This is a genomic window from Paenibacillus sp. ALE2 (genome assembly GCF_054113385.1).
The window spans coordinates 1,647,008-1,665,016 of sequence record NZ_CM134213.1 but is presented as its reverse complement, the minus strand read 5'-3'; the positions used below and the strand labels follow the sequence as shown (position 1 = coordinate 1,665,016).

The following is an 18,009-nucleotide window of genomic DNA, read 5'->3' as shown; positions in this document are numbered from 1 at the left end:
CTGTTCCACATTCTAAATCAAGCAAAAGGCCTTCCCCGAAGGAATGGCCTATTTGTTATGGAAAGACACCTCATTTTTCATGCCTCACTCTTAGTCACTTTATAGAGAACTTGCTGTTATTTAGGATAAGTTACGTATACACCAACTGCTTTCCCTCTGAATCCCAACGCCATGCCAAATCACCTTGTAGCCATAAACCACCATAGCACTCGTCTATTCCCTTTATCTTCACCCAGTCATGTACTCCCGCCACTGTATTCCTCCCTACTTCCGTTAATGCAACAACGCATTGCTCAAAGAATGGAGTTGTTTTCTTTTGATGATCAGGAAATGAGTGGCGACCTTGAATCTCCAATAGTGCATGTGGTTGCTCCGACATATTCCTCAAACGGTACCAAAATTCCAAATCACCCATGCCCAAACCACTTATTCGGTTCCCGATCTGCTTAAACAATTCATGTGGAGTATTTACTCCTTGCTGGATGAGTTCCAAAGTTGTCTGCTCTACGATGCCCAGCCCATTGACGGTAGAAGGTAGACGAGATAGGTGCAGTTCAAGTGCCGCATGAGCAAAAGGCAGGGCAGATGTGTCTTCGTGCAAAATATCAATATACCGCGTTATATCCGGGGAGGCATATGCTTCCCAGATTCTTTTGCCCATCTCAAGCTCCTGCTGGCCAATCTGCTGCCACGTGCCTGACAATTTTTCTAACTGCTTCGTTGTAAGCTGTCCCAAGCCCCTAAACGGTTCAATACCTGGGTAGTTGCCGATGCACAGCAAGCTCAGTTTGGTTTGGCCTAGGGTTTGCATTGAAAACCAGTACAACAAGTAACTTAGCATCAGCTGGTCGAACAAATCGTGCTCAAACCATAGCACGACTTCGTCGTACTTATGAAAGTTATGCAGAGTCTGCTCCTGAGCCTCGCAATTGGATACATATTCTTCTGCTGGAATCCCGAGAGTTCTCTCCAAATATTCCACTCTTGCTGCTCTAGATGAGGGCTCGCCCATTTCAAGGAAAACCGGACCTACCGGATACACCTCTCTCCAGACCAGGATATCTCCGCGAATGTTCCCTTTCCTCAGCTTGTCACCAACATGGTCTCCGTTGACTATATGTAGCACCGATTCCCCTCCTTCGTAAATATCGTTAAACATGGATACAAAGTCGCTGACAAGCAGCGAGGCTCTCAGCTTATTGCGGGCATCGAACAATCGTTTTTTCAGCACGGATGGAGATACACATAGATAGCTTGATATTTCACCGATTGAATACCCTTGAAAATAGTACAGCTGAACCGCCAGTTTCAACTTGTCAGATAAACCCTCGACGGATTGATGAAGCTTTTGGTGCCATTCCCTTCTTTCAGCGATAAGCTCCACATCAAATTTCTCTACATCCATGACTATAGTTTCGTCCAACGGCATCATCGTGGGCTTCTTCCGGCGTAGAAGACGATGACATTGACGTTCGACAATGATCTTGAACCATCCAGGGAACGCCTCTGCTTCCTGTAATTTATGGAGATTGGCAAAAGCTTCAGCGAACGCCTCCTGAACTGTATCCTCAACCAGACCCCAATCCCCCAACCTCGTATATGCTACTGAAAAAGCCATCCCACTGAAATGCTGTACAATTTGCTCCCATGCGATTTGATCGCCTAGCCGGGCTTCCTCAATCCAACGCTGCACCTCTTGCACCTCCTCTGTATGTAAATTCTATATATAAGTGCCGGTAAGGCTGCAAATGGTTACTTTGTCTAATTAAACTATCGTTTCCCGAGATTATAAATACTTCATCATGATGTTCGAAACAGTCTGCTGTTGATTCTCCCAATCATAATCGGAGTTATCCATTATAAAAGTTTGAAAAGGAAGCTGCTCAATAATGTGCAATTCTAGCTCTCGTCGATGTTCAAGGAACTGTATATATCCATCGTACCCGTGCAACCCCTTATTTTTTCCATAATCCTGCTCCGTATGGTACCAAATCACAAAATCTAGCCACTCTTGAGGCCTCATCGTTTTCACTCGCTCAATCGTCTCACGGACACTAGGTTGCTTCAGATAGAACAAAATTGGATTAAGGTCCTGAATTTGCTCCGCAATCTGTAATACGTGCTGAACAAGTCGATCATCTCCAGCATCATGTCGAGCGAGTAATGCACACCCTGGGTTCTGTAAAAAACAGCATTCGAGTATGACCAGCTTATCCTTTTCTCGCTGATTCTTAGCAAAAGAACTCCAACGTTGAACCATCAACTCGCAATATTTTTCTACAGGTATTCCATCGTAGATTTCATAGCGCCGGATTTCCTCATACAAACTAGAAGGAATTTCATTTTGAGCTAATTGCTGCGCAAGCGCGTATGCGATTAATGAGTCGTTACCGCTTAGCGATACAAATGGATCAATATCATGAAATACATCGGCATAGCTAGACCGGAGCCTATCAAGTTCCTCATTCGGCACACATGCAACCGATTCATAATCAGCGGGATGTCGTAAGTTCCCTTCTAAAAATAGCTCCGATTCTATTCGATGCGTGTTTAAGGTGTCCTGTATATATTGGGATAATGTAGATTTTCCAGAGCCAGGTATACCTTCAACCATAACCAATTTTGTTGCCGCAGATGGTAAATTCGCCATAGTATCACATCCTTAAGAATTAAAATCCTCTGAGAAACAATAAAAAGCATTGGGTCCTGAGGACTGACCCAATGCTTTTATAGATGATCTATAATTATTTAATAATTACGTATTCCAGGTTAACCAGTTTTGCATAAGCAACAATTTGGTCTGTAGTTAGATTCAAGGAAACTACAGTATGGTGACCGCCGCCGTTCTCAATCCATGCTTTAACTCCATCTTGGAAGTTTGGCTTCACGTTCCACAGTACACGGGCCACTGGAAGTTTGGGAGCAGGAACTGTTGGTTCAAATGCAGTAACCTCATTGATCAGCAGTTTATAATGTGTGCCAAAGTCAGCCATGGAAACAACCACACCGTCTCCTGCCTTACCGTCAAATACCAGACGGGCTGGATCTTCACGATCGCCGATACCTAACGGAGAAACGATAATTTTAGGCTTGTTGCTTGCCAACGTTGGGTCAACTTCAAGCATATGAGATTGAAGGATCGATTCCTGACCAGCTGCTAATTCATAGGTGTAGTCTTCCATAAAGCCAGTGGATTGGTTATGGCTCATGACTTTAAGCAGACGATCGAGCGCTGCAGTCTTCCAGTCTCCTTCACCAGCGAAGCCGTATCCTTGTGCCATCAAACGTTGAACGGCAAGACCAGGAAGCTGTTTCATACCGTAGAGATCTTCAAAGTTTGTAGTGAAGGCAGTATAACCACCATCATCCAGGAATCGTTTAATAGCAATTTCATAGCTTGCTTGCACTCTTACGCTGGATTCCCAAGCTTCCTTGCTGTAAGTACCATAATCAAATTCATACAGTTCGGAATATTCCGCGAACAAAGCATCAATTTCTTCTTCCTTCACAGCATTGACGTACTGAACAAGGTCGCCAATTCCGAAGTAGTCAACGGTCCATCCAAATTGGATTTGGGCTTCGACCTTATCCCCTTCCGTAACACCAACGTTACGCATGTTGTCGCCAAAACGGGCAACTTTGATATTGAAGCTTTCGTTATAAGCAACCGCTACATCCATCCACTCTGCGATTTGCTTTTGCACTTCCGCACGTTCCCAATACCCTACGACCACTTTATTCTGTTTTTTCAGACGGGCATTGATAAATCCATATTCACGGTCACCATGAGCTGCCTGGTTGAGGTTCATGAAGTCCATGTCAATTGTAGCCCAAGGAATGCTTTCATTATACTGAGTAGCCAAATGAAGCAGCGGTTTTTGCAACAATTTAGTACCGCGAATCCACATTTTTGCAGGTGAGAAAGTATGCATCCAAGTGATGACACCAGCAACCTCATCACGATAGTTGACTTCTTTCATGAGGCTGGTGATTTTGTCTGCACTAACTGCCAGATCCTGCAATACGAGCGGATAAGGCAACACACCGCTTTTATTTAAGGCATCGGTCATTTCTTGTGCGTGTGCTTTCACTTCTGCTAATGCTTCTTCCCCATACAGATGTTGTGAACCTACGACAAACCAGAACTGTTTTGTACCTACTGTTGACATAACATTCATCCTCTTTTCTTCGTTTGTTAGTATAGTTGTCTTATTTTTGCCCGTAGTAAGCGTCTTTCCCATGTTTGCGCAAATAGTGTTTATCTAGAATACGCTGCGGCAATTCTTCAGCAAAATGATTCAATTCCCGTGCGAATAGGTTCATTTTCGAAACTTCTTCCAACACGACGCTATTCATAACTGCGGATTTCGCATCTTTTCCCCAAGTGAAGGGAGCATGACCCTTAAGCAGGACACCTGGCACTGCTAAAATATCCAGCCCACGCTGCTCAAAAGTTTCGATAATGACACGGCCTGTTTCGGCTTCGTAACCACGATCAATCTCGTCTTGTGTCAAGAAACGAGCGCAAGGAACAGAACCATAGAAGGTGTCTGCATGAGTAGTCCCCATTACAGGTACGTCCAGGCCGGCTTGAGCCCAAACGGTCGCCCAGGTCGAATGCGTGTGCACAATACCGCCGATTTCTGCATAGTGCTTGTAAAGTACGGCATGAGTCGGTGTATCCGATGAAGGTCTCATCTCTCCTTCAACAACATTGCCGTCAAAATCAACAACTACCATATCGCTAGGTTTCATCGTGTCATAGCTAACACCACTCGGTTTGATAACGAATAAGCTGCGCTCACGATCAACAGCACTTACGTTACCCCAGGTGTATTTCACGAGTCCATGTTTAGGCAAATCCAGATTGGCTTGAAATACTTCTTCTTTCAGCTGCTCTAACACGTCAATTCCTCCAGTTTTCCACTAGATTATCTACAGCAGCCTGCTCAATCGCCAGGCCTTGTGTGTAGCGTTCCAAGAATGTTTCGAATCCCTTAACATCGGAACCGTCGGGATGAATTTCTTGTCCCTCAACATCTCTGAATACTTTTTGGTCGAGGAAGTCTTCCAGACTTTCTTGCTGATCCTTGTTCATCATGTAAGAAGCCAGAATAGCCATACCCCACGCTCCGCCTTCTCCAGCTGTTGCCATCACGGACACCGGAACATCCATAGCTGCCGCGACAATTTTTTGTCCGACAATAGGGGTTTTGAATAAACCACCGTGGGCCAGAATGCTGTCAATTGCGACATTTTCTTTCTTCGTCAAAATATCCATCCCGATTTTCAAAGCAGCAAATGCAGTGAACAGATGAGTGCGCATGAAATTGGCCAAATTGAAACGGCTCTCAGGGGAGCGGACAAACAATGGCCGGCCTTTCTCTATTCCGGTGATGTTTTCTCCTGACAAATAGCCGTAGCTAAGTAAGCCGCCGCCATCTGGATCTGCTTCCAGGGCCTTATTCAGCAACACGCTGAATAATTGATTCGGGTCCGCCTTTTGCCCCATGGCCTCATAGAACTCACGGAACAAGCCCAGCCAAGCATTGAGATCACTTGAACAGTTGTTGGCATGAACCATTCCGACCGGATTACCATTCGGTGTGGTCACCAGATCAATTTCCGGATATACCGCCGAAAGATCCTTCTCTAATACGATCATGGCAAAAACTGAGGTTCCCACAGACACGTTGCCAGTACGTTTTCTCACACTATTCGTAGCGACCATTCCTGTTCCCGCATCACCTTCTGGAGGACAAAGCGGAATACCTGGTTGTAAATCTCCGGATTTATCTAAGATTTTGGCTCCCGCTGCGGTTAGTACACCTGCCTGCTCGCCTGAGATATGAACTTTAGGAATAATGTCTTGTAATTTCCAATCGTAGCCTTTGGCTGCAATGAGTTCATCAAATTGCTTAACCATCGACTCGTTATAATCATGTGTAGTCTCATCAATTGGGAAGATCCCCGAAGCGTCTCCGATGCCAATGGCTTTGTTGCCAGTCAGCAGCCAGTGAATATATCCAGCCAACGTCGTAATAAAATCAATATGAGGAACATGTTGTTCTTCGTTCAATATCGCTTGATACAAGTGAGCAATACTCCATCGCTCAGGAATGTTGAATTGGAATTTATCAGTTAAAGCTTTTGCTGCAGCACCGGTTGTCGCATTCCGCCAAGTACGGAACGGAACAAGCAACTCGCCCTTGCTGTCAAAAGCCATATAGCCGTGCATCATTGCAGAGAATCCTATAGAACCAACCGTATGAAGGGTGATTCCGTATTTTTGTTCAACCTCTTGTTTCATTTCACGATAAGCCTCTTGTAGACCTGTAATAATGCTCTCTAAGTTGTACGTCCAATATCCATCTACCAAGAGGTTTTCCCACTCATAGCTTCCAGATGCGATTGTTTCAAAACGATGATCAATCAGCACTGCCTTGATACGTGTGGATCCAAATTCGATACCAAGTGAGGTTTCTCCCTTAGTAATCGCTTGTTTAATGTCTTGATCCATGCTCACGTTACTCCTCTCTCTGAACAACTGTTATAATCGCAATAATTGAAAGAAGGCGCTTTCTTTTGTTTACAGCCTTAGTATATTTTTTGTGCGTACATTTGTCAACACAAAACCATAGTTATACTTACAAATGCTTTGACGAACCGAGTGTTTTTCTATTTTAACTTTAGTATTTATACAGATAGGACAATAGATTATAATAAACTCATAATTATGCTAAAATATGTACATACAAATATTATAGATACATTAATTAGTATTAGAACAACTTGGAAAGAAGGAATAAAGTGAAACCAAAGTATCAGGTCATCCTTGAGGATATAAAAAGCAACATTCTTTCAGGGGCATACAGCGTAGGAGAACAAATCCCAACGGAATTCGCTTTGCAGGATAAGTATAAAGTTAGTCGCCAGACGGTTCGAAAGGCTATTTTGGAACTATCTAACGAAGGTTTTTTAAGAAGTGAAAAAGGATCTGGCACCTATGTCAGCAACCAATTTCGGTCAAAAACCGGTGGCAATTCCAGCAATAAAACCATCGGAGTCATCACAACCTACATCTCTGATTACATCTTTCCCTCTATTATTCGCGGGATTGAAGCCAGATTGAACGAAGATAATTATTCATTACTATTAGCCAGTACCAATAATGATGTCGCACAGGAAAAGAAAGCTTTGGAGATGATGCTGTCCTTTGGTGTCGATGGTTTGATCATTGAGCCTACGAAGAGCAATCTATATAATCCCAATATCGCTTACTATCTGACGTTCAAGGAACAGGATGTTCCATTCATCATGATTAATGCCTATTATGAAGAGTTGGAGGTTCCTTACTTCTGTCTCGATGACGTACAATCCAGCTATCTGGCAACCAAAGAATTGATCGCTAACGGACACACACAGATTGGCATCATTGCCAAAATGGACGATTTACAAGGAAAGTATCGAATGAAGGGCTATATCAAAGCGCTTGGAGAAGCCAAATTACGGTTTCACCCCGAGCAAGTGCTCTCATTCTATACTGAGACAAAGCAGGAACTGTCCACCAACTTGAAGAAATTTCTGACCGAACAAAGAGACGATTTAACCGCAATTGTCTGCTATAACGACGAGGTCGGACTAGAAGTTGTACATGTATGCAGACAACTTGGTATATCCGTTCCCGAAGATTTGTCCATTATTGGCCAAGACAATTCCTATATTTCCAAAAATGCAAACATCAAACTAACAACATTGACACACCCACAGGAACAAATGGGCCGTGATGCCGCCGACTGGGTTATTAAGAAACTACAAGGGAAGAAGGATCTAAGCAACCAAACCTATTATCAGCCCGTGTTAATTGAAGGAGAGACGGTAAAGAAGAAATTGAAGTGAAGGGGTCCATAGCCCCTTTAAACCTAGTGCCTAATTGTCATATGACACTTTGGAGTGATTTGGTATGGTGGGTGACGAAATGTAACTTGTTGGTATGACAAATCCTTTGCCATACTTGGTTTTGCCGGACGATAAGGCAAAAATACATTTCAAGGAGAAACCATTCATGGAAAAAATGATTTACACCATTCTCGCGGTTCTACTATTATCTACTACGATAACTACCGCATGTATGGCACCCAACGGCGCGTCAGTTGCCGCACCCGTTAACATACCAGTTGCATCTGAAAAGGCTAGCTTGGAGGGGCCGCGAGATGCCAAGGAACTAGAGGCTTTTGCAGATGGTGTCTTTGCGGACAAAATGAAAAAGTTTAATACCGTTGGTTCTAATTTTGTGGTCGTCGCAGGTGGGAAAGTGATACTAAGCAAAGGCTACGGGTATGCCGACAAGGGCAAAAAAATCCCTGTTGATAAAAATACCGTTTTTCAAATTGGCTCTGTTACAAAGTCATTCACTGCATTGGCAGTTATGCAGTTGGTTGATAAAGGGAAAATGGATTTAAAACACGATATCCAAGAGTATTTAGGAGGAATAAAGGTTCCGAATAAAACAGGAAAAAAACTGACGATGTTTGATCTACTTACATATTCAAGTGGATTTGATGAACCAGATATTCTCATGGAAATGCATCCAGAATACGCGGACAAATATTTTCCAATGAAGAAGTACATTGCATCAAATATGCCAACTGTGGTCAGGTCTCCAGGAGAAGCGTACACTTATGACAATTTTGGTTTCATGCTAGCGGGATATGCAGTAGCAAACGTAACCGGTATGTCATATTCCAAATATATGGAAAAGAATATTTTCAAACCGTTAGGCATGAATTCGACGAGTGTGCGGTTTACCCCCCAATTGTTAAGCAGAATGGCTGCTCACTATGGACCAACAGGTGAACTGATTCCCTTGGACGGGTTTAAACCAACGGAAAAACCTGAAGGCGGTATCGTTTCAACAGCAGATGACATGGCAAAGTACCTCATTATGCACCTGAACAAGGGCAAGTACAAAGGTAAAGAAGTGGTGAGTCCAAAGAGCATAGAGCAAATGCACACATACCAATTATTCCCTGACAAGGAGTTCCCGGTTACAACAATCGGATTTGAAGGATACTTCAAAGAGAAGATGAATAATCAGCATGTGATTCTAAAAGGAGGGAATGTTACAGGGCATTCTTCCTTGATTGTTATTCTGCCTGAGAAGAATACAGCGATGTACATGTCCTACAATAACGACTCCATGATGAGTCTTGACGTGTATGAAGAATTTATGAATCATTATTATCCGAGAAAATCAGAAGTTCTAAAGTCAACCTACGCAACATTAAGTGAGCAGCAGGCCCAAGACTACGTGGGATTATACCAAAACACGCGTATCGCTGCCTTAAGGACGAAGGTTTCGTATTCGGACGGGAAATTAATAATGGAGACAGGAACATCAGGCAAACATACACTAAAAATGATCCACCCTTTATTATTTGAAGATGAATCAGGTAATAAATTGACGTTTAATAAAAATGAAGCAGGCCATATTGCATATTTGTATTACATGCAGCTCCCTGATCTCGTTGCTTATGCGCAAAAAATAAACATTGATTCACCATTTTCTGATGTACCTGCGAATAGTAAATATATTTCATATATAAACAACCTTAATGCTTTGGAAGTCATGAGCGGAAAGTCAGCCAACCTCTTCGATCCGAAAGGAACGATGACTCAGAGAGAATTCTCAGAAGTGCTGCTGCGCGCCCACGGGTGGTATAAACAACCTTTCATGATTGAACCGAATAAGAAGCAGATGATGGCCGGATTACGTAATTATCAGCCTAATTCTCCTATCACTAGACAAATGGCGGCGGTAATGATCCAGAACCTGAAACAGGTTGAGCCTGGAATTAAGGTTAAATTGAGTGGCGAAACGGATTCTTGGGCAGTTAAAGCAGTCACAGCTCTTGTTTCCCAAGGTATCATGGACCCGAATACCAAGATCAATTTAGACGGCTCCATAGACTTCCGCTCCAAACAGCTTTTGAAGCGTCAAGAAGCCAGTGCCTTGTTGGATCAAGCATTTAATTACTATACGTTGCCAATCAGTCACTAATTCAAAAGATTAAATAGAAAAAGGTAAAACAATAATCCCTAAAAGTATTCGTATGGTGAGTCTTTGTCAATACCAAGCAGGATCACCGCGGAAGCTGGCATCAGCAACGATGATAAAAAACATCAGGAGTAAATCATGTGTAACTCAAGCAAAAGTAATTTGAAAATAGACGTTTCGCCATACGAAAAATCCAATCTAAAAAACAGTTTACAGCAAATATTCAATACGATAGTGCCTTTCTTCCTGCTCTGGTACCTTGCCTACAAAAGTCTGGCGATTTCCTACTGTCTTACTCTGGCAATAACGGTCCTAGCTTCAGGATTTGTAGTCCGGATCTTTATCATTTTTCATGATTGCTGTCATCAATCCTTCTTTAAGAATCGGTTGGCCAATGAGATCTTAGGCACGATAACAGGTGTCCTGACTTTCTTTCCTTATCATCAATGGCAGAAAAGCCACTCAATCCATCATGCCACTAGTGGTAATTTGAATAAAAGGGGGATAGGGGATATATGGATCCTTACGGTATCGGAATATGTATCTGCGTCAGCCTGGAAACGGATGATGTACCGTCTCTACCGGAATCCACTTGTTATGTTCGGGGTTGGTCCAATCTATATCTTCCTTATCAAGAACAGGTTTAACAGGAAGAAGGCCAAACGGAGAGAGATCTATAACACGTATATAACGAATCTGGTCATCGTTGCCTTATCCACCTTGCTCATCTTCACCGTGGGCTATCAGGCGTTCCTACTCGTTCAGGGACCGATATTCATACTTTCGGGGAGTATCGGTATCTGGCTCTTCTATGTGCAGCATCAGTTTGAGGATACGTATTTCGAGCAGGAAGAACAATGGGATTACGTGAAAGCAGCCGTGGAGGGAAGTTCCTATTATAAGCTACCAAAAGTGCTGCAGTGGCTGACAGGTAATATCGGATTTCACCATGTGCACCATCTGAGTCCGAGAATTCCGAACTATTATTTGGAAAAGGCTCATGACAACACGCCACCTCTCCAGAAGGTAAATATGATTACGATTACTTCCAGCCTACCGGCAATTCGATTCAGGCTCTGGGATGAACGTAACAAGAAATTTGTAAGTTTCAAAGAGATTAGTTATTTGCTTTAATCTAATATTTTGTTGTTAACAGAGAATTTGGTATGGTCTCATATAATTAATTCTTACGCTATTCAGGAAGTTGTCTGAAAAGTGGATTTTCTACCATAAGGGACAGTACTTACTTCAGGATTAACGAAAAAAAGCGCGAGTGCGGGGGACTCTCCCAGTGACTCGCGCTTTTTGGTTCATCTCGCCCATTGAGTATGTTATGGGCAAGCGAAAGCCACCCGATAAGGACTTTATATAGGAAAATGGATATATTTACGGACGACTTCAAGAAGCTGACGGGTCAAGATTAATATTCTCCTTTAATTACAAAAAAAGAACCCCGAATTGTTCCAGCTAGCTTTGACTTCTGTCTAGCAAACTTAAACTTTCCTTCTAACTCCTTGGGTACCTCCATCCCCTCAGAAAGCTTAAAACCAACGGCCCGCTTCTTAGTGTCATCAACCGTATACATGACGTTGACCGCAAGACCATCCTCATAAAAGACGTAAGCAAATTTAATATTTTCTACTTGAAAACGTGATGTTTCTAAAGGTTTGGCCGCAAACACAATATCACGCTCTTTCAGAATTGGGTTCACATAATTAAGAGTCTCCTGACTTTCACTAGCTGACACAACCGTAAATTCATGCTTGTATTTGTTCATAAAGTAACGGGCTTCATTAGCACGCAAACCAGCAAGCGCCTCTACTACAGGTGAAGACTCTAAGCCAGCTGTAGACACATTATTAAAATCAACGATATAGGACATTTCCATCTCTCCTTTTATCTCATTATGCCCCAAAAAACTTGCCGCTACTTATGTTACGGTTCTGCGTCCACAACTTGCTGGTACACTCCTCCGCCGTTGTCACGTAGAAACCTTATCTCTTGACATTTTATGGAGAACACTGTATATATTCAAAGTCAATACGAAAGACAGGAAAGGAGGATCTGTATGCACAGAGTGATCAAAATCAAATTTACGCTCTTTTACGGTGAAATGCCTGAAGCAAAATGTTATGGGTACTTGGAGTTGAATCAGGATGGCAATATGATCGCGCTCTACAATAGGTACGGTGAGGAAATAGACATGTATGGCGGACATGAATTTGTTAGGGTAAGGACACTTGGCAAATTTGATGACCAAGACCGTGATAATTTTTATTCTTTGTTAGAAAGTGATGGTGTAGGATAATCTGCACGATAGGCTGACGATTCCGATGCCAAGGCACTACGAAAAGTCAGCCTTTTTGATTTTATTTGCCTTATAGAGTTGACCGGCATGTTATCATAATCCCCTAATCTAGCGCTTTGGCTTGGATTTCTTTGTTTGGAGCGCTCTGATAAATCTGGATCAGTGCATTCTCATCACCCGGCATTCGACTGCCAAACCACCCGATATCATAATCCAGAATAATTTCATCCAGCCAGCGCTCATACCAATCCAGAAAGCTGCCTTCATAGACAAAGAAAAAAGGATGATCGGGATGAAAATCAGAGGTGTACACAATTCTCCCCCTATATTTCCCTTCAAGTACGAGATACATGTCGTATTCGCAGCCTTGGGTACCTACGCACAACATGCCGCCCAACACCTTATTACAGGTGTCGTCATATTCCTCATCGGGAATGTCCTCGTCCCTGGTCAGGGGCTCAATCAGATGGTTCCATTCCTCTTTGGTCATCCCGGGATGCAGAACGGATTTTGCAAGGAGCACCTGGCGCTCGGTGTAGGAAGTTGCCTTTCCAAGTGGATAAATTCCATAGTAGGGTCCGGCGCCTCCGTTGCCGATTTTCATTAAAAACAGCGCGTAAGGCTCAGGAAGTGTGACCTGATTGAGGGTTTGCCAGTCCTCTAGCTCTTTTGCTGTAAGCTTCTCTTTAACCCTATATTGATGTGAGGATGCTCCAAACACCAAGAAGTCCGCGTTTTTGCGCATGGCTTGACTCAGTTTGTTTTTTATTCGATCCAGTTGCGTTTCTTTCTTCCTAAACCACATATTTGAACTCTCCTGTTGACCATAGCCAGGTTTCCTTGTTTGCTTATCCAGCAATTTTATTGTTTTTTCTATGGGTCGTACCTCTTTAAAATGATATGTATCTAGAGTACCACAGGAAAAATCCATATGAATGGAATCTATATGTGGATTAGACTATAATCACCTTGTTATTCATGTAAGCCACTCCTCATTTCTCGGAAATTAACGACATAATTATTTAATTAAACTCATTAAACGCAATTCATTTTAAACAACATAGAGTGAGGGAGAAAATAATGAAAAGCCAATTAAGAAATATTACGGTCGACGGTTATGCATTCGTTTATTGGTATTCAGGCGGGTCCCGCTTCGTCTTAAACCTATCTCCCAAAGAGAATAAAAACATCAAAGTCACGCTCATCTTCCAGGCAGATCCTCCCGATGAAGAGCCTCGTACTTATTGGGCCTTTTATGATATTTCAGCACAAAATAATAACATGGAAACTGTCCTCCATCTGGGTAAACCCAAGCATATCGCTGAAATTATCTCTTACTTGATGGCAAAACGACAAGAGCTTTTGACCCAGGGGAAACCTCAGGTTCTGGATAATGCCTGGGATTTATTAAAGGAGATGGGCTATTCCGAGCTAAATCCAATTTGGATTAGACAGTGGTAGTCCTAATGGCTTGTGGGCTAGCCCCCTTTGACCTGACCACTCAAAGGGGGCTTAAAGTCCACAGGGGTACGATTATTCGTTATTCGGCGTAGTCGGACTAGCCGAGGGCATCAAGCCTTTAACAGCGCCGAGAAACGGGCGAATGGACTTGATCATGCCGTAGCCCATCCTCACAACCGGGACAAATTTCTGGATCATGCCGAACAGTCGCAAGCCGCCGCCGAGCATACCGCCAAGCCCTCCTGCGCCTGCAGTGGAGCCGCCAAGGCCGCCTAACAGCGAGCCCATCATCGGCAGGAATGCCGACACCTTGGCGTCCGGCTTGCGAGAGCGCGAACGGCTAGACGGTTTACGTGCACCGCTTTTCCGGTTGCCGAGACGGACGCCCGGGGCATGCGAACTGGCTCTGCGTTTGAGAGATCGGGAATCTTGCTTCCTGGAAGGAGCACGCGGGGAAGCCCCAGCACTGGAAAGTACCAACCCGCCGCGATTAACGTCGGTGATGTAGCCGACATAAGTCTCTCCGCTGTGCAGGGTGACACAGACCGGACGGCCTTGAAACTTCTTAGCCCGTGCACGCATCTCTTTCGATTGTGCCATGGAAGTTCACCTCGCTCACTGATTATAATTCAGTTTACGCCAGGGGCGGGCTTCCTGCTTGTGCGAATGGGGCATACGCACGCCAAAAATCGCCTGACGTGCTCGTTAGCCCCACGCCAAATCAAGAGAATTGCCAAAAACCTGCTACTGGATGATGTATCTCAGTCGCCCCCACGTTGGCGAAAATATATAGTGATCCAAAACCAAAAGGATAATTGTAATCCTCCTGAAGTAACGTTTCGGGGTAACCATCTTCATCTACCTGCAATAAAAAGGAAAAGGACTCCTCTTTCAGCTTCGTAAAATAATAGTCTTCATTTTGAATAAGTCTCGGGTTTCCGCCCAGTTTGATCAAAAAAGGCTGATCCATCGATTTTTTGTCATGGCTTAATTCCCCATCTGAAATTGCATGCTTTACAAGCCCTGGGTTAGTAAACATATCTTTGACACTTTCAGTTGAAGTGGGATGCTCAATCACCTTGACCGAGCAATTAGGATAAATGTTGTTTTCTAAATACTCCTCATAGTCTTCAGGGATGAAGATCGAAATCATGCTCTCCGGTTTAAAGGGATGGACGAGGCTCAAGTAAAAAACATATTTTTGGTTATCTTCGTGGATGAGGTCCGATTGATTATCAAAAAATTCGGGCGCATTCCCGCCGATCCAGCCCGCACTATGCTTGTTCGATAGGATCGACCCCGCATAATAAAGGATACATTCCGTTCTCTCAGCTAAAATATTCATTTGATATTCATTAGGCATTTTACAACTCTCCCTCAAGAAATGCGAACCCCCTTACTCCGCTGCTTCCACCAGCCATGCTTGCATAGCTGGTGACTCTGCCTGATTCAAACGCAGGGCGATTTCGGTATTGATCTCATCTGGCGGCATGATCTCGACAAGGACACATACAGACTCTCGCGGTTGATTCAAGGCAAACACGCCTTCATCATCGAGCATTTCCATCGCCAGCTCCATGGCCTTCAGCCTCGAATCAAATTCACGATTCCATTCATCAGCTTCAAGCTCCGCAATGGAAGGACGCTCCATAAATAATTGTTTAACATCATCGAAGTCCTCATCCTCGTAACAACAATAGGGTGAATCGGCATAAGACCATTTGATGAGTTCCGCAATCGTTGACCCCGGCGTGTCACCTTCTTCTCCTTGCCTGGCCGCTTCCCTCTCCAAGGCCTCCCATGACCAGGCGGAGATGCTTGGCGCATGTCCCTCTCCAGTAGTAAATAGCGTGCAGTAATAGTAACATTCACCATTTTCAAAAAGAGTGCGAAAGGACGTCCTAGCCACATCAGCAATTTCTGCCGCCAGCGCCTGTATTTCATGCGTCGGTTCCATGACAATCGCCCCTTAGCCCTATAAAATATATATCTTATTTCCATTATAAAAGTTGTTCGTCCTAAATCTACCTACTTTTCGCCTGAATCCTGGAAATGTGTACGATTAAGGTTCTAATTCAAGGTGCATCTTGGCTTCCGCCTCATCCCATGGCACCGAGTAACCCGCCCCTTTGGCGCAAAAGATAGAGGAGGATGTATACAGTGGGTCTGCCCCTTTGCGGTAGCCCATCCGTTCTATGACTTCCTCCGTATTATGACAGCGATCGTAGCCGCTGAACACGCAACGGATACTGCCTCGTCCATGCGTAAAGGATGCAAATTCGGTACTGTAGTTCATGAAAGTCGACACGGGCACCCTGCCCGTGACCACCGCTTGCGTTCCGGTTGTCTGCGGTGGATTAAAAATACCCGAATCACGCTGAATATCGGACAGCACCCTGCCCATTTCATCGATAGCAACCTTGATTTTGAAATCGTAATAGGGCTCCAGCAGCACATTGCCCGCCTTCTCCAGCCCCTGCCGTAGTGCTCGAAAAGCAGCCTCACGAAAATCGCCACCATGGGTATGTTCTTTATGCGCGCGCCCCCTCAGCAGCGTAATGTTCACGTCGGTGACCGGCATGCCGGTCAGCAGTCCGTGATGCTCCCGTTCATAGAGATGATTCCGAATCAGATTCTGATAGCTGACATTCAGATCATCGGCATGACATCTGCTATCGAACATAATGCCGCTGCCCCTTTCTCCCGGTTCAATCAGCAGATGCACTTCCGCATAATGCCTGAGCGGTTCGAAGTGGCCGTACCCTTTCACAGCCGATTGAATCGTTTCCTTATACAAGATTTCCGGTTGTCCAAAAGAGATAGCAAAGCCAAACCGCTCTCTAACAAGCTGCACCAGCACTTCCAGTTGAATCAATCCCATGACGCGGATAGAAATCTCCTGCAATTTTTCATCCCAAACGACGTTTAGAGACGGCTCCTCCGCCTCCAGTGTGCGAAAAGCACCGAGCACCTTCTGTACATGTATCGAATTGTCGAATAATACCTTAGATTGTAACGTCGGCTCCGAATCGTAAGCTAACTTGTCTGATATCGACCCCAGGCCTTGTCCGGCCTCGGCGGCGGACAATCCGGCAACCGCAAACACATCGCCGGCCTCCACTTGTTCCACCGGCTGCGATTTAAGGCCGTTAAACAAGAAGAGCCGCGTAATTTTTTCGTCATATTGAACCCCGCCGCTCTCGTAACTAAGCTGTTCTCTCACCTTCAGCCGACCACCCAGCGCCTTAATAAACGTGAGTCTCACTCCGCCTGCATCGTGCCGAATTTTATAAACCCGCCCCTGGAACGAAGCATTCTCGTCATAAGTGGTTGTCGTCAGCAGATGCAGCTGATCCAGAAATTCAATGACGCCTGTATCCTGAAGCGCAGAGCCGTAAGCACAGGGGAAGAGAAGACCCGCCGCTATCATCCTCTGCAAGGCCTCCAGCCAGAAGCCGTAATCCTCTCTCCCCTGCAGGAATGCCTCCAGCAAGGCTTCGTCCCGCTCCGCCATGGCCTCCCGCAGCGGCTCGCCGACTATGCCGTCAGCCAAGCTCTGTGTAATGCAGCATACTTCCCCTGTCAACTGCTGACGGATATCTGCCTCGGTTCTGCCTGCATCCGCGCCGATCCGATCCGTCTTGTTGATAAAGAGGAACGTCGGAATCCGATGCTTGCGCAGCAGCTGCCAGACCGTCTCCGTATGGCCCTGGACACCTTCAACAGCGCTTACAATCAGGATGGCATAATCAATGACCTGAATCGCCCGCTCCATCTCTGGAGAGAAATCGACGTGTCCGGGCGTGTCTATTAAATAATAACTGTCTCCTTTATATTCCATTACCGCCTGATCTGCGAACACCGTAATACCCCTTGCCCGCTCAATGTCGTGGCTGTCCAGAAACGCATCCTGATGATCCACCCGCCCCCGGGACCGGATACTGTTCGTATGGTACAGCAGCTGTTCCGCAAAAGTCGTCTTACCTGCATCCACATGGGCGAACAGGCCAATCGTTAGTCGCTTCATAGAATCCCACTTTCAACGTTTCTTGTTGATACTACTCATTTTATTAAAGCATAGAAATCGGGAGAGTGGGTAGAAGTTGGTTTTGAGAGAGGGTCTTTTTTCATAGACAGAAGATAAAAATAACGAATTGCATTTATATTGAACGATTTCTCCAGA

At 44.6% G+C, this 18,009-nt stretch carries 15 protein-coding genes and 1 pseudogene; 5 read left to right on the top strand and 11 right to left on the bottom strand.

What is annotated here, in order from left to right; translation table 11 throughout:
* Positions 1-130: 130 nt before the first annotated feature.
* From ACXHJ1_RS07140 to ACXHJ1_RS07120, 5 genes are all read right to left on the bottom strand, one after another.
* Positions 131-1,693, bottom strand: coding sequence for a sigma-70 family RNA polymerase sigma factor (locus ACXHJ1_RS07140; protein ID WP_457905837.1), 1,563 nt, complete (start codon positions 1,691-1,693; stop codon positions 131-133).
* Positions 1,694-1,786: 93 nt separating this feature from the next.
* Complete coding sequence (locus ACXHJ1_RS07135) at positions 1,787-2,650, bottom strand: hypothetical protein (RefSeq protein ID WP_457905836.1); 864 nt, start codon at positions 2,648-2,650, stop codon at positions 1,787-1,789.
* A 94-nt stretch (positions 2,651-2,744) separates the two neighbouring features.
* Complete coding sequence (gene araA / locus ACXHJ1_RS07130; protein ID WP_016822498.1) at positions 2,745-4,169, bottom strand: L-arabinose isomerase; 1,425 nt, start codon at positions 4,167-4,169, stop codon at positions 2,745-2,747.
* A 40-nt stretch (positions 4,170-4,209) separates the two neighbouring features.
* Entirely contained in the window at positions 4,210-4,905 is a 696-nt protein-coding gene (locus tag ACXHJ1_RS07125; protein WP_031462514.1) for an L-ribulose-5-phosphate 4-epimerase, read from the bottom strand.
* Position 4,906: 1 nt separating this feature from the next.
* Positions 4,907-6,520 carry a xylulokinase gene (locus ACXHJ1_RS07120; protein ID WP_107733653.1) on the bottom strand — a complete coding sequence of 538 codons (1,614 nt, stop codon included), beginning with the start codon at positions 6,518-6,520 and terminating at the stop codon, positions 4,907-4,909.
* Positions 6,521-6,810: 290 nt separating this feature from the next.
* Here ACXHJ1_RS07120 and ACXHJ1_RS07115 point away from each other — a divergent pair, with 290 nt between their 5' ends.
* From ACXHJ1_RS07115 to desA, 3 genes are all read left to right on the top strand, one after another.
* The gene (locus ACXHJ1_RS07115) at positions 6,811-7,899 is read left to right on the top strand and encodes a GntR family transcriptional regulator (protein WP_263560964.1); all 1,089 of its coding nucleotides are present in this window, start codon (positions 6,811-6,813) and stop codon (positions 7,897-7,899) included.
* A gap of 166 nt (positions 7,900-8,065) precedes the next feature.
* Complete coding sequence (locus ACXHJ1_RS07110) at positions 8,066-10,060, top strand: serine hydrolase (protein ID WP_457905835.1); 1,995 nt, start codon at positions 8,066-8,068, stop codon at positions 10,058-10,060.
* Between the two features lie 135 nt (positions 10,061-10,195).
* Positions 10,196-11,191 carry a Delta(5) desaturase DesA gene (gene desA, locus ACXHJ1_RS07105; RefSeq protein ID WP_107733650.1) on the top strand — a complete coding sequence of 332 codons (996 nt, stop codon included), beginning with the start codon at positions 10,196-10,198 and terminating at the stop codon, positions 11,189-11,191.
* Between the two features lie 286 nt (positions 11,192-11,477).
* On the opposite strand, the gene ACXHJ1_RS07100 is transcribed toward desA, so the two are convergent.
* Positions 11,478-11,939 carry a phage tail protein gene (locus ACXHJ1_RS07100; RefSeq protein WP_457905834.1) on the bottom strand — a complete coding sequence of 154 codons (462 nt, stop codon included), beginning with the start codon at positions 11,937-11,939 and terminating at the stop codon, positions 11,478-11,480.
* A gap of 186 nt (positions 11,940-12,125) precedes the next feature.
* On the opposite strand from ACXHJ1_RS07100, the gene ACXHJ1_RS07095 reads away from it, so the two are divergent.
* The gene (locus ACXHJ1_RS07095) at positions 12,126-12,365 is read left to right on the top strand and encodes a hypothetical protein (protein WP_457905833.1); all 240 of its coding nucleotides are present in this window, start codon (positions 12,126-12,128) and stop codon (positions 12,363-12,365) included.
* A 106-nt stretch (positions 12,366-12,471) separates the two neighbouring features.
* Here the strand turns inward: ACXHJ1_RS07095 and ACXHJ1_RS07090 are convergent.
* Positions 12,472-13,170: pseudogene (locus ACXHJ1_RS07090) on the bottom strand (SMI1/KNR4 family protein); the annotation flags it as partial.
* Positions 13,171-13,445: 275 nt separating this feature from the next.
* On the opposite strand from ACXHJ1_RS07090, the gene ACXHJ1_RS07085 reads away from it, so the two are divergent.
* Positions 13,446-13,826 (top strand): hypothetical protein, encoded by a 381-nt coding sequence (locus ACXHJ1_RS07085; RefSeq protein WP_107733647.1) that lies wholly within the window; start codon positions 13,446-13,448, stop codon positions 13,824-13,826.
* A 72-nt stretch (positions 13,827-13,898) separates the two neighbouring features.
* On the opposite strand, the gene ACXHJ1_RS07080 is transcribed toward ACXHJ1_RS07085, so the two are convergent.
* From ACXHJ1_RS07080 to ACXHJ1_RS07065, 4 genes are all read right to left on the bottom strand, one after another.
* Positions 13,899-14,426 (bottom strand): hypothetical protein, encoded by a 528-nt coding sequence (locus tag ACXHJ1_RS07080; RefSeq protein WP_457905832.1) that lies wholly within the window; start codon positions 14,424-14,426, stop codon positions 13,899-13,901.
* A 121-nt stretch (positions 14,427-14,547) separates the two neighbouring features.
* Positions 14,548-15,189 carry a hypothetical protein gene (locus ACXHJ1_RS07075; RefSeq protein ID WP_107733645.1) on the bottom strand — a complete coding sequence of 214 codons (642 nt, stop codon included), beginning with the start codon at positions 15,187-15,189 and terminating at the stop codon, positions 14,548-14,550.
* 33 nt (positions 15,190-15,222) lie between these two features.
* Entirely contained in the window at positions 15,223-15,783 is a 561-nt protein-coding gene (locus ACXHJ1_RS07070; protein ID WP_457905831.1) for a DUF4303 domain-containing protein, read from the bottom strand.
* Between the two features lie 105 nt (positions 15,784-15,888).
* Positions 15,889-17,853, bottom strand: a complete 1,965-nt coding sequence (locus tag ACXHJ1_RS07065) for a GTP-binding protein (RefSeq protein WP_457905830.1) — start codon at positions 17,851-17,853, stop codon at positions 15,889-15,891.
* Positions 17,854-18,009: the final 156 nt, after the last annotated feature.